The organism is Butyrivibrio sp. NC2002, assembly GCF_000702265.1.
In the GTDB taxonomy this organism is placed as follows: Bacteria; Bacillota; Clostridia; order Lachnospirales; family Lachnospiraceae; genus Butyrivibrio.
On the sequence record NZ_KL370880.1, the window covers coordinates 41,479 to 53,756 of the forward strand.

General features: G+C 42.0%; 12 protein-coding genes. 11 read left to right on the top strand and 1 reads right to left on the bottom strand.

The window, feature by feature from the left end; all coding sequences use genetic code 11:
* Positions 1-45 precede the first annotated feature (45 nt).
* The 6 genes from dnaK (at position 46) to thiI (ending at position 7,742) form a co-directional block, all read left to right on the top strand.
* Positions 46-1,929, top strand: a complete 1,884-nt coding sequence (gene dnaK / locus T543_RS07390; protein WP_035767299.1) for a molecular chaperone DnaK — start codon at positions 46-48, stop codon at positions 1,927-1,929.
* Between the two features lie 129 nt (positions 1,930-2,058).
* Positions 2,059-3,246, top strand: coding sequence for a molecular chaperone DnaJ (dnaJ, locus tag T543_RS07395; protein ID WP_035767301.1), 1,188 nt, complete (start codon positions 2,059-2,061; stop codon positions 3,244-3,246).
* Between the two features lie 109 nt (positions 3,247-3,355).
* Positions 3,356-4,414 (top strand): 50S ribosomal protein L11 methyltransferase, encoded by a 1,059-nt coding sequence (locus T543_RS07400; protein ID WP_035767303.1) that lies wholly within the window; start codon positions 3,356-3,358, stop codon positions 4,412-4,414.
* A gap of 15 nt (positions 4,415-4,429) precedes the next feature.
* A complete protein-coding gene (locus T543_RS07405) occupies positions 4,430-5,221 on the top strand; it encodes an RsmE family RNA methyltransferase (RefSeq protein ID WP_035767305.1) in 792 nt (263 codons plus the stop codon).
* A gap of 84 nt (positions 5,222-5,305) precedes the next feature.
* A complete protein-coding gene (locus T543_RS07410) occupies positions 5,306-6,514 on the top strand; it encodes a cysteine desulfurase family protein (protein WP_035767307.1) in 1,209 nt (402 codons plus the stop codon).
* Between the two features lie 28 nt (positions 6,515-6,542).
* A complete protein-coding gene (thiI, locus tag T543_RS07415; RefSeq protein ID WP_035767309.1) occupies positions 6,543-7,742 on the top strand; it encodes a tRNA uracil 4-sulfurtransferase ThiI in 1,200 nt (399 codons plus the stop codon).
* 70 nt (positions 7,743-7,812) lie between these two features.
* On the opposite strand, the gene T543_RS07420 is transcribed toward thiI, so the two are convergent.
* Positions 7,813-8,043 carry an HPr family phosphocarrier protein gene (locus tag T543_RS07420; RefSeq protein ID WP_035767311.1) on the bottom strand — a complete coding sequence of 77 codons (231 nt, stop codon included), beginning with the start codon at positions 8,041-8,043 and terminating at the stop codon, positions 7,813-7,815.
* An 88-nt stretch (positions 8,044-8,131) separates the two neighbouring features.
* Between T543_RS07420 and mtaB the strand changes: the two genes are divergently transcribed.
* From mtaB to T543_RS07445, 5 genes are all read left to right on the top strand, one after another.
* Complete coding sequence (gene mtaB / locus T543_RS07425; protein ID WP_035767312.1) at positions 8,132-9,481, top strand: tRNA (N(6)-L-threonylcarbamoyladenosine(37)-C(2))-methylthiotransferase MtaB; 1,350 nt, start codon at positions 8,132-8,134, stop codon at positions 9,479-9,481.
* A 105-nt stretch (positions 9,482-9,586) separates the two neighbouring features.
* Entirely contained in the window at positions 9,587-9,862 is a 276-nt protein-coding gene (locus T543_RS07430) for an IreB family regulatory phosphoprotein (RefSeq protein WP_035767313.1), read from the top strand.
* Positions 9,862-10,299, top strand: a complete 438-nt coding sequence (gene ruvX / locus T543_RS07435; RefSeq protein WP_035767314.1) for a Holliday junction resolvase RuvX — start codon at positions 9,862-9,864, stop codon at positions 10,297-10,299. The genes T543_RS07430 and ruvX overlap by 1 nt, the downstream gene beginning before the upstream one ends.
* A gap of 3 nt (positions 10,300-10,302) precedes the next feature.
* Positions 10,303-10,563, top strand: a complete 261-nt coding sequence (locus T543_RS07440) for a DUF1292 domain-containing protein (protein ID WP_035767315.1) — start codon at positions 10,303-10,305, stop codon at positions 10,561-10,563.
* A 25-nt stretch (positions 10,564-10,588) separates the two neighbouring features.
* Complete coding sequence (locus T543_RS07445; RefSeq protein ID WP_035768214.1) at positions 10,589-12,271, top strand: ribonuclease J; 1,683 nt, start codon at positions 10,589-10,591, stop codon at positions 12,269-12,271.
* Positions 12,272-12,278 lie beyond the last annotated feature (7 nt).

A 12,278-nucleotide genomic window follows, 5' to 3' on the forward strand; every position in this document is an offset into this window, starting at 1 on the left:
AAATAGTTAATTATTCATTAGTTTTTATAAATGGAGGAAAATAAAATGAGTAAGATCATAGGTATCGATTTAGGAACAACAAACAGCTGCGTGGCTGTTATGGAAGGTGGTAAACCCACTGTTATAGCAAATGCAGAAGGCGCAAGAACAACACCTTCAATCGTAGCATTTACAAAGAACGGCGAGCGTCTTGTAGGTGAGCCTGCAAAACGTCAGGCAGTTACAAATGCTGAAAATACAATTTCTTCAATCAAGAGAGATATGGGTACAGATAATGGCCGTACTATCGATGGTAAGAAATATTCACCTCAGCAGATTTCTGCTATGATCCTTCAGAAGCTTAAGGCTGATGCAGAGCAGTATCTTGGTGAGAAAGTTTCAGAAGCTGTTATCACAGTTCCTGCATATTTCAATGATGCTCAGCGTCAGGCAACAAAGGATGCTGGTAAGATTGCAGGTCTTGAAGTAAAGCGTATCATCAACGAGCCTACAGCAGCTGCACTTGCATACGGCCTTGATAACGAAAAAGAGCAGAAAATCATGGTATATGACCTTGGTGGTGGTACATTCGATGTATCAATCATTGAGATCGGTGATGGTGTCATCGAAGTTCTTTCTACAAACGGTGATACACACCTTGGTGGTGATGACTTCGACCAGAAGATCATCGACTGGATGGTATCTGAGTTCAAGGCTAAGGAAGGCGTAGACCTTTCAGGCGATAAGATGGCTATGCAGAGACTTAAGGAAGCAGCTGAGAAAGCAAAGAAGGAACTTTCTTCTTCAACAACAACAAACATCAACCTTCCTTTCATTACTGCAACAGCAGAAGGCCCTAAGCACTTTGACATGGATCTTACAAGAGCTAAGTTTGAAGAGCTTATCCACGACCTTGTAGAGAGAAGTGCAATTCCTGTACAGAATGCAATGAAGGATGCAGGTCTTAATTATTCAGACCTTGGAAAAGTCCTTCTTGTTGGTGGTTCAACACGTGTTCCCTGCGTTGTTGAGAAGGTTAAGCAGCTTACAGGACATGAGCCTTCAAAGAACCTTAACCCTGATGAGTGCGTAGCAATTGGTGCAGGTATCCAGGGTGGTAAGCTTGCAGGTGATGAGGGTGCAGGTGATATCCTTCTTCTTGATGTAACACCTCTTTCACTTTCAATTGAGACAATGGGTGGTGTTGCTACAAGACTTATTGAGCGTAACACAACTATTCCTACAAAGAAGAGCCAGGTATTCTCAACTGCAGCAGATAACCAGACAGCAGTTGATATCAACGTCCTTCAGGGTGAGCGTCAGTTTGCTAAAGATAATAAGTCACTTGGACAGTTCCGTCTTGATGGAATCCCTCCGGCAATGAGAGGTATCCCTCAGATCGAGGTTACATTCGATATCGATGCAAACGGTATTGTTAATGTATCAGCTAAGGATCTTGGAACAGGCAAGGAACAGCACATCACAATTACAGCAGGTTCTAACATGTCTGATGAGGATATCGATAAGGCTATCAAGGAAGCTGCTGAGTACGAAGCTCAGGATAAGAAGCGTAAGGAAGGCATTGATGCCCGCAACGAAGCTGATTCCTTCGTATTCCAGACAGAGAAGGCTATCCAGGAAGTTGGCGACAAGATCGACGCTTCTCAGAAGCAGACTGTAGAAGATGACCTCAAGGCACTTAAGGATACTCTTGAGCAGACTAAGGATCGCGAGCTTACAGACAGCGAGATCGATACTATCAAGAGCCAAAAGGAAAAGCTCATGACAGATGCTCAGGCACTTTTCGCAAAGGTTTACGAGAGTGCACAGGGACAGGCAGGCGCACAGGGTGCAGGTCCTAACATGAACATGGGTGGCGCTGCATCAGGTCAGACATCAAATGCCGGAAGCAATGATGACGTTGTAGATGGCGACTACAGAGAAGTTTAATAGTCAGGCGGAAGCCGGATTTATAAAAGTTTAAGAAATAAACAGATTGCTAATGCCCAATACATAATGTAATATGGATTGGGCTTTAGCCTGTTTTTTTACCATTTTTGATTAAGCTAGGAGAGATTCATGGCAGAACAAAAACGAGATTACTATGAGGTCCTTGGTGTAAGCAAGGGCGCTAGTGATGAGGAAATAAAAAAAGCATATCGTGTACTTGCCAAAAAGTACCACCCGGATATGAACCCCGGTGATGCTACAGCAGCTGATAAGTTCAAGGAAGCTTCGGAAGCATACGCTGTTTTGAGTGATCCTGAGAAGAGACGTCAGTATGACCAGTTCGGCCACGCAGCATTTGAGGGCGGCGCAGGCGGATATGGTGCAGGCGGATTCGATTTTGGCGGTGCTGATTTCGGTGATATATTTGGAGATATTTTCGGCGATTTCTTTGGCGGCGGAAGAAGAAGCTCCGGTGCAAGAAGCGGTCCCTCAAAGGGTGCTAATATTCGCGCAAGTGTAAGGATTACCTTCGAGGAAGCTGTTTTTGGATGTGAGAAAGAACTGGATCTTAGACTCAAGGATCCCTGCCCTACATGTAAAGGAACCGGTGCTAAGCCCGGCACGACAGCTCAGATGTGCCCTAAGTGTGGTGGTAAAGGACAGGTTGTATTTACACAGCAGTCATTCTTTGGAACAGTCAGAAATGTTCAGACATGTCCTGATTGTGACGGAAGTGGTAAGGTCATTAAAGATAAGTGCTCTGATTGCGGCGGAACAGGTTATGTTTCAAGCAATAAGAGAATTCAGGTATCAATACCTGCCGGAATAGATAACGGACAGAGCGTAAGAATAAGAGAAAAGGGTGAACCCGGAAGAAACGGTGGTCCCAGAGGAGATCTTCTTGTAGAAGTTATCGTAAGTGATCATCCTATTTTCCAGAGACAGGATTATGATATATTCTCAACAGTTCCTATGTCCTATGCCGTAGCTGCACTGGGCGGAACCGTTGCTATAGACACGGTTGACGGAAAAGTCCTCTATGATGTTAAGGCAGGAACACAGACTGATACTAGAATAAGACTTAGAGGAAAGGGTGTTCCCACACTCAGAAATAAAGATGTACGTGGTGACCATTATGTAACTTTGGTTGTTCAAGTACCTGATAAACTGTCTAAGGAAGCTAAGGAACTTCTCAAACAGTTTGATGAAAAGACAGGCGACAGTCTTCATGCCGCAGATAATATCACAGCAGATAAAGACGGATCTGATGGTGATGGAGGAAAGAAAAAAGGCGGCTTCTTTGGGAAAAAGAAATAATCTATAATATACAGGCGGGGAGAATTTATTTTTCTCTCCGCCGCATTTGTGTGTTTAGGGAAAAATACTAAAAACTTATAATAAGCATTTTATCGAGAGGAAAAAAGCCATGAAATGGATGAGGTTCAGAATCAGAACTAACGAAGAATCAGAGGATATAATTGTCAGCAGCATGATGGATATCGGCCTCGAGGGAGCGCAGATTGAAGATAATGCGCCTCTTACGGCAGCTGATAAGGAGCAGATGTTCACTGATGATCTGCAGGATGCAGATGATGAGGAAACAGGAGTAGACAGCTGCGCATATAGCAACGTGGAAGAGGGTGCTGCATATCTTAACTTTTTTCTCGAGCTTGGCGATGATAATATGCTTAATGTCAACGTATATGATGAAAATGGCGAAGAGAGCACCGTTAAAAAGACTCCCGACCAGATTAAAACTGAGATTAAAGAAGTTCTGGATGAACTCAGGAACTTTTCAGATATAGGCGATGGCACTATTTCTGTAGACGTTACAGAGGATATAGACTGGATAAACAATTGGAAGCAGTATTTCCATAAGTTCTATGTTGAAAATGTTCTTGTTATCCCTTCATGGGAGACCATGGATGCTGAGGATGAGAAGAAGGCAGAGATAGTTCTGCACATCGATCCCGGCACAGCCTTCGGTACAGGAATGCATGAGACAACTCAGCTCTGCATAAAGGCGCTTAAAAAATACATGACTAAGGACGCTGAGATCCTTGATGTCGGCACAGGAAGCGGAGTTCTTTCCATCCTTGCTAAGAAGTTCGGAGCAGGTCATGCCGTAGGAACAGATCTTGATCCCTGTTCAGAGCCTGCAGTTGCAGACAATAAGAAGGCAAATGGCATAAAGGAAGAGGACTTTGATCTCATTATCGGCAACATCATTGATGATGAGAGCGTTCAGAACAAGGTCGGAAAAGAAAAGTACGACATTGTGGTTGCAAACATTCTTCCCTACGTTCTCGTTCCGCTTACACCTATCGTTCCCGGACTTTTAAAGAAGGGCGGAATATATATAACATCAGGAATAATAGAAGCCAAAGAAGATGTGGTAAGAAAAGCCCATGAAGAAGCAGGGCTTGAAGTTATAGAAATTGGGAAACAGGGAGAATGGGTCTCTGTTATTTCAAGGAAAGCCTGACAGAGGAGATGACTGATGTATCATTTTTTTGTATCAAAAGACCAGCTCCTTGATGGCGGAAAAAAAATCAGTATTACAGGCGCTGATTACAACCATATGGCGAATGTCCTTAGAATGAAGGAAGGCGAAGAGTTTTCAGTCAGCATCAGGACTGATGAGGGCGATGCTGCTATCACGGATTCCGAAGATGAATTTAGCGGGTACAATGAATACCGCTATGGAATCGAACAGATAACCGCTGATGAGATAATAGGAGAGCTCAGATTCATAAAAGAGTCAGGAGCAGAGCTTCCCTCTAAGATATACCTTTTTCAGGGACTTCCAAAGGCTGACAAGATGGAGCTTATCATTCAGAAGGCAGTGGAGCTCGGCGCATATCAGATAATACCTGTAGCGATGAAGAGGTCTGTAGTTAAACTTGATGAAAAGAAAGCGCAAAATAAGATAAAGCGCTGGCAGGCAATAGCGGAATCAGCCGCAAAGCAGAGTAAGAGAGGCATAATTCCCAATGTGCATATGCCTGTAACTATGAAAGAGGCGCTTGAAATTGCAAAAGATCTGGATGTAAAGCTTCTTCCCTACGAGCAGGCGGAAGGAATGGAATATACCAGAAAAGTGATCTCCCAAATAAAACCGGGAGAGAGTATCGGAATATTTGTAGGACCTGAAGGCGGCTTTGATGATAAGGAAGTAGAAGCAGCGACCAATGCAGGCTTTAAAAGTATCACCATGGGTAAGAGAATACTCAGAACAGAGACTGCAGGCTTTACAATGTTGTCCTGGCTCCTGTATACTTTGGAGCGGTAAGTAAAAGAGTGGCAGCATGAGCTGACCTTAAACACTATAATAACTTAGTTGATGCCTGGATAGGCATCCCGGAAAGACATATCAATGGAAATATATTTAGATAATTCTGCAACCACAAGAGTGTATAAGGAAGTTGCAGAGTACATGACAAAGCTTATGCTTGAGGATTACGGAAACCCCTCAAGCATGCATCATAAAGGCGTAGTTGCTGAAAAATATGTAAAAGAGGCGGCTGAGAAAATAGCAAAGACACTTAAGGCAAAGCCCAAGGAAATCCTCTTTACATCAGGCGGAACAGAATCGGATAACATCGCTGTAATTGGCGGGGCTATTGCAAAAAACAGATCGGGAAAACATATTATTACAACAAGAGTTGAACATCCCGCTGTTTTGAATTCATTTGCATATCTGGAAAAAGAAGGCTTTGAAGTAACTTATCTTAACGTGGGCGCAGATGGAAGAATAGATCTTGATGAACTTAAAAATGCCATAAGAGAGGATACGATACTTGTGTCTGTTATGGCTGTAAATAACGAAATTGGTGCAAGAGAGCCTGTTGAAGAGGCAGCTAAGATAGTTCATGATATAAATCCTGAGATATTATTCCATGTCGATGCAGTTCAGGGATATGGAAAATACAGATTCACACCCGAAAAATCAGGAATAGATCTTTTGTCTGTAAGCGGACACAAGCTTCACGGTCCAAAGGGAATAGGCTTTTTATATATAAGAGACGGAGTAAGGATAGTGCCTATAAGCTATGGCGGTGGTCAGCAAAAAGGCCTTAGATCAGGTACCCTTAACGTCCCCGGAATTGCCGGTATCGGCATGGCATCTGAGATGATATATAAAGATTTTGATGCCAAGACAGAAAAGCTCTATGAGCTTAAGAGAAGACTTATAAAAGGGCTTATATCAAAGCTTGATGGCATAACAATAAACGGTCTTTTGGTTTCTATGGAGGAAGCTAAAGAAATGCCGGATGAAGAGCTTCTTGATGTCATTAAAAAGACAGCTCCGCATATAATAAGTGTGTCCGTAAGCGGAATAAGAGCGGAGGTTTTACTCCATGCGCTTGAAGATAAAGAAATATATGTTTCTTCAGGAAGTGCATGTGCTACAAACCATCCTCAGCTTTCAGGAACATTAAAAGCAATAGGTGTAAAAAAAGAACTTCTGGACAGCACAGTAAGACTCAGCATGTCAGAGTTTACAACAGAAGATGAGATAGATAAGACAGTTGAAGCTTTTGAGCAGATCGTACCGATGCTCAGGAAGTTTTCAAGAAGATAACAAGTGAAGTTACTTGAAAGGAGTATTTATGCAGTATCATGCATTTGTGATCAAATATGCAGAAATAGGAATCAAGGGAAAAAACAGATATCTGTTTGAGGAAGCTCTTGTATCCCAGATGGAAAGAGTTCTGAAAAATGTTGAGGGAACCTTCAAATTTTTCAGAGTATCCGGAAGAATATATTTAAATGCCCAGGGTTTTGATTTTGATGAGACGATCGCAGCCCTTCAGAGAGTATTTGGAATTACAGGAATCTGTCCCGCTGTATGTATTGAGAGAGATGGAGATAACAAGCTTCCCGATATTGATGCACTTTCAAAAGAGGTGATCAAGTTTATCGACGGAGTATATCCTGATAAAAACAAGACCTTCAAGATCAAGGTAAGAAGAGTTGATAAGACATATCCGCTTGATTCCATGGAGGCAGCAGCAGAGATAGGCGCAAGAGTACTTGATGCCTATGAGGAAATGAAGGTTGATGTAAGAAACCCTGAAATCCTCATCAATGTAGAGATAAGAGAAAAGGTCAACATCTACTCAGAGATAATTCCTGGTCCCGGTGGAATGCCGACAGGAACAAGTGGAAAAGCCTGCCTTCTTTTGTCAGGCGGAATTGACTCTCCCGTAGCTGGCTACATGATAGCAAAGCGCGGTGCTAAGATTGAGGCAGTATATTTCAATGCGCCTCCGTACACAAGTGAGAGAGCAAAGCAGAAGGTAATAGACCTTGCAAAAGTAATCGCAAAATATACAGGAAAAGTCAAGCTTCATATAATCAACTTTACCGATATTCAGATGTATATATATGAGAAATGCCCTCATGATGAGCTGACTATCATCATGCGCAGATATATGATGAGAATTGCTGATATGATAGCAAATAAGACCGGATGCATGGGACTTATCACCGGTGAGAGTATCGGACAGGTTGCATCACAGACAATGGAAAGCCTTATGGCTACAGATGAGGTTGTAGAGGATATGCCTGTTTACAGACCTCTTATTGCATTTGATAAGCAGGACATAGTCGACATCTCATTAAAAATTGATGCCTATGAAACATCCATACTTCCTTACGAGGACTGCTGCACAATATTCGTTGCTAAGCATCCCGTAACAAAGCCAAGACTTCCTGTTATCAGAGCTCATGAAAAGAATCTTCAGGAGAAGATAGACGAGCTTGTTCAGACTGCACTTGATACAGACGAGGTATTGGAAATAGAATAATACCTCGTTAAGTGCTCTGCTAAACAAAAAGAACCTGTAGCATTGCTACAGGTTCTCGGTAGTTCAAAGATTAGATCATGTAAGGCTTTAAAACTGCCAATACATCATCAGCGCCATCTTCAGCATGGATATTCAGGTCGATCGGCTTTGAAAGATCGAGTGAGAAGATTCCCATGATGGATTTTGCGTCGATTACGTATCTACCGGATACAAGGTCGAAATCATAATCAAACTTTGTAATATCGTTTACAAAGGACTTAACCTTATCGATAGAATTTAAAGAAATTTTTACGGTTTTCATTGCGCAAATACCTCCTTCTTTTCTATATGGTAAACGGAAGGACGTTAAAAGTCAATGTCGTATACGTCAAAAATAATGGAGGTTTAATATGAAAAATGTCGCCTTACATAGTCTCGGATGCAAGGTAAACAGATATGAGACTGATGTCATGGGGCAAAAGTTACAAGAAAGTGGTTATAAGATTGTATCATTTGATGAGAAAGCAGATGTTTACATCATAAATACCTGCTCTGTAACAGCTATTGCAGACCACAAAAGCAGACAGATGATCCACAGGGCAAAAAAGAAAAACCCTGAGGCTGTAGTTGTTGCCTGTGGCTGCTATGTAGAAACCGACATGGAAAATGCCAAACAAAATGAATCAATTGACATAATCGTCGGCAACAATAAAAAGACGGATATAGTAACAATCCTGGACGAATATTTTGCAGATATTGAAAAAGAGAAAGACCAGGAAATAGATAAATGCCTTGGCAGACAGAGTGTTACTGACATAAATGCTCCCGGTCAGGAGTATGAGAAAATGTTTTTAAAGCACATGCCCGGACATACCAGAGCATATATAAAAATTCAGGATGGCTGCAATCAGTTCTGCAGTTACTGCATCATTCCCTATGCAAGAGGAAGGATAAGGAGCAGAGAGGAAGCGGATATTCTTGAAGAAGTAAAGAGTCTTGCCGCAGAGGGCTGCAGAGAGATCGTCCTTACAGGAATTCATGTAAGTTCATACGGAGTAGACAGGGGAGAGCCGGAGCTTCTTAACCTTTTGCAGGAACTAAACAAGATTGAAGGAATCGACAGGATAAGACTAAGTTCTCTTGAGCCTAGAGTTATTACAGAAAAAATGGCAAAGGGAATGGCAGCTCTTGAAAAGGTTTGCCCGCATTTTCATCTGTCACTTCAAAGCGGAAGCAATGATACATTAAAGAGAATGAACAGACATTACACTGCAGAAGAGTACATGGAAAGCGTAAGACTTTTAAGAGAAGTCTATGATAGACCTGCGATCACAACTGACGTAATAGTTGGATTCCCCGGAGAAACCGAAGAGACCTACGAAGAGAGCAGAGCTTTTTGTGAGGCTATAAATTTCTACGAAATGCACGTATTTAAGTACTCTCAGAGGAAGGGTACTGTTGCTGCAAAGATGAAGGATCAGCTCACAGATAAAGAAAAGACAAGACGAAGTGCCATACTTCTTGATATGACTAAGGAACAGTCTAAGGCATACAGGGAATACTTTGTTGGAAAGACAGAGAAGATCCTTTGGGAAGATTATGAAACCATAGATGGAAAGCGCTATCTTATAGGTCATACCACAAGATATATCAGAGTGGCAGTCTCTTGCGAAGATGAAAAGCGATGCGGTGCAGGCAGCGGCCTTATCAGTGAAAACACCATTACAGGGTTCCTTACAGACGATACATTGCGAATTTGACACAATTGAGTTATGATAAACATAACTATAAATTTCTGAACATGTAATTTTTATTGTACGGAAATACAAAAAAGTACGAACAGACAGCGGAAAAGGGCAATTACTATGGCAGATCAGAATCTTGGAAACACACAATTTTTCAAAGTTGAGGTTGACAACGAAACAGGCGTAAAGAAAGTATTGTCTGTAGTATATGAGGCACTTCTGGAGAAAGGCTATAACCCTGTTAATCAGATAGTAGGCTATATCATGTCCGGAGATCCCACATATATTACCAGTCATATGGGTGCAAGAAGCCTCATTATGAAGGTCGAGAGAGACGAACTGGTTGAGGAAATGCTCACAGAGTATATTAAAAATAATAACTGGTCCAGAAAATAATGCGAATAATGGGTTTGGATTACGGCTCCAAGACTGTGGGTGTTGCAATAAGTGATGAACTTCTGCTAACAGCACAGGCCAAGGAGATAATCCGTAGAAAAGAAGAAAACAAACTTCGTAAAACATTGTCACGTATAGAGGAGCTGATCCAGGAATATGATGTGGAGAAGATAGTACTTGGTCTTCCACTGAATATGGATCAGTCTGAGTCAGTGCGCTCTGCACTCTCGGAAGAATTCCGGGACAAGCTTGAGAGAAGAACTTCCCTTCCCGTGGTGATGTGGGACGAGAGGCTTACCACTGTAGAAGCCGATGAAATAATGGATGAAGTAGGTATAAAAAAATCTGAGCGCAAGGAATATGTAGATATGATCGCGGCACAGATTATTTTGCAGGATTACCTTGATAATCGTGATAAGAAAAACGGAGAACAATAATATATGGAAAAAATAACATTTCAGCCGGAGGGCGAGGAACCTGTGGATTTTTTTGTCTTGGAACAAACAGTGATTGGCGCTAAGTCATATATCCTTGTCACCGATGTAGAAGACGGTGATGGAGAAGCTCTTATTTTAAGAGATGATTCAGAAGGTGAAGATGCTGAAGCACAATACACTATTGTTGACGATGACAAAGAGCTCGAAGCAGTTGCTGTCGTATTCAGAAAATTACTTGAAGAGGACGACATAGGCCTTGACTGAAGGCAAAGAATTTGGAGGAAAACGATTGAATAAAAAGAAAATAAATACGGACGCATCCGCTCTTCAGGTCATCCCGCTTGGTGGACTGGAGCAGATTGGTATGAACATAACTGCCTTCAAGTATGAAGACAGTATTATTGTGGTGGATTGCGGTCTGTCATTTCCTGACGATGATATGTACGGAATTGACCTGGTAATCCCCGACATTACATTTTTAAAGAACAACGCGGACAAGGTGAAAGGCTTTGTCATTACACACGGACATGAAGATCACATCGGAGCACTTCCCTATATCTTAAAGGAACTCAACGTTCCGGTATATGCGACCAGACTTACGATGGGACTTATAGAACATAAGCTTGAGGAGCACGGCCTTGTTAAGAAGGTGCGTCGCAAGGTAGTTAAATTCGGACAGTCAATAAATCTTGGCGATTTCAGAGTGGAATTCATCAGAACAAACCACTCTATAGTAGATGCCGCTGCGCTTGCTATTTATTCTCCTGCAGGAATAGTGGTACATACAGGAGATTTCAAGGTTGATTACACACCTGTTTACGGAGATCCTATTGATCTTCAGAGATTTGGCGAGATAGGAAAAAAGGGTGTTCTTGCGCTTATGTGTGATTCCACCAATGCTGAGAGACCCGGCTTTACTGCGTCAGAGAGAACAGTTGGTAAGACCTTTGATTCGCTATTTGAAGAACACTCAAGGTCAAGAATAATTGTAGCCACATTTGCATCTAACGTAGACAGAGTTCAGCAGATAATAAATACTGCTTACAAATTCGGAAGAAAAGTTGTGGTTGAGGGCAGAAGTATGGTCAATATAATTGACATTGCCCAGAACCTTGGATGCATACAGATACCGGATAATACACTTGTGGATATAGATCAGATTAAGAGCTATCCTGATGATCAGACAGTTATCATTACAACCGGATCACAGGGCGAAAGTATGGCAGCTCTTAGCAGAATGGCAAGTGGTCAGCATAAAAAGATCAGCATAAAACCCGGTGACACCATCATCTTTTCATCTCACCCCATACCGGGTAATGAGAAGGCTGTTACCAATGTTATAAACGATCTTCTTCAGAAGGGCGCTGATGTTATTTTCCAGGATGTTCATGTATCAGGACATGCATGCCAGGAGGATATCAAGCTTATATACACCCTTGTAAGACCTAAGTATTCAATACCTGTGCACGGCGAATATAAGCACCTTATCGCTCAGAAAAATATTGCTATGGGTCTTGGAATGGATAAGGATAATATCTTTATTATGAGATCGGGTGATGTTCTTGAGCTGAAAGAGGACAAGGCAAAAGTAGTAGGAAAAGTGCCGGTTGGCGCGATCCTTGTTGACGGCCTTGGAGTCGGAGATGTAGGCAATGTCGTACTAAGAGACAGACAAAGACTTGCTGAAGACGGTATTGTTATCGTTGTATTTGGAATCGACAGAGAAAATGCCCAGCTTGTATCGGGACCGAGCATAGTATCAAGAGGATTTGTATATGTTCGTGAATCCGACCAGCTTATTGACTATGCAACGGATCTTGTGCTTGATGAAGTTACAGAAGCCCTTGATAACGGCATTACAGACTGGAACAAACTCAAGAATATTGTAAAAGATGTTCTTTCGGATTTTATCTGGAAAAAGACAAAGAGAAGACCCATGATCCTTCCTATTGTGATGGATACGAATTATTAAAAGAGGA

Excerpts from the sequence above, each read along its gene's own strand:
- T543_RS07405 (WP_035767305.1), top strand. The coding sequence starts at position 4,430 with ATGTATCATTTTTTTGTATCAAAAGACCAGCTCCTTGATGGCGGAAAA.
- T543_RS07420 (WP_035767311.1), bottom strand. The coding sequence starts at position 8,043 with ATGAAAACCGTAAAAATTTCTTTAAATTCTATCGATAAGGTTAAGTCC.
- dnaK (WP_035767299.1), top strand. The coding sequence starts at position 46 with ATGAGTAAGATCATAGGTATCGATTTAGGAACAACAAACAGCTGCGTG.
- mtaB (WP_035767312.1), top strand. The coding sequence starts at position 8,132 with ATGAAAAATGTCGCCTTACATAGTCTCGGATGCAAGGTAAACAGATAT.
- T543_RS07440 (WP_035767315.1), top strand. The coding sequence starts at position 10,303 with ATGGAAAAAATAACATTTCAGCCGGAGGGCGAGGAACCTGTGGATTTT.
- T543_RS07410 (WP_035767307.1), top strand. The coding sequence starts at position 5,306 with ATGGAAATATATTTAGATAATTCTGCAACCACAAGAGTGTATAAGGAA.
- T543_RS07400 (WP_035767303.1), top strand. The coding sequence starts at position 3,356 with ATGAAATGGATGAGGTTCAGAATCAGAACTAACGAAGAATCAGAGGAT.
- dnaJ (WP_035767301.1), top strand. The coding sequence starts at position 2,059 with ATGGCAGAACAAAAACGAGATTACTATGAGGTCCTTGGTGTAAGCAAG.
- thiI (WP_035767309.1), top strand. The coding sequence starts at position 6,543 with ATGCAGTATCATGCATTTGTGATCAAATATGCAGAAATAGGAATCAAG.
- T543_RS07430 (WP_035767313.1), top strand. The coding sequence starts at position 9,587 with ATGGCAGATCAGAATCTTGGAAACACACAATTTTTCAAAGTTGAGGTT.
- ruvX (WP_035767314.1), top strand. The coding sequence starts at position 9,862 with ATGCGAATAATGGGTTTGGATTACGGCTCCAAGACTGTGGGTGTTGCA.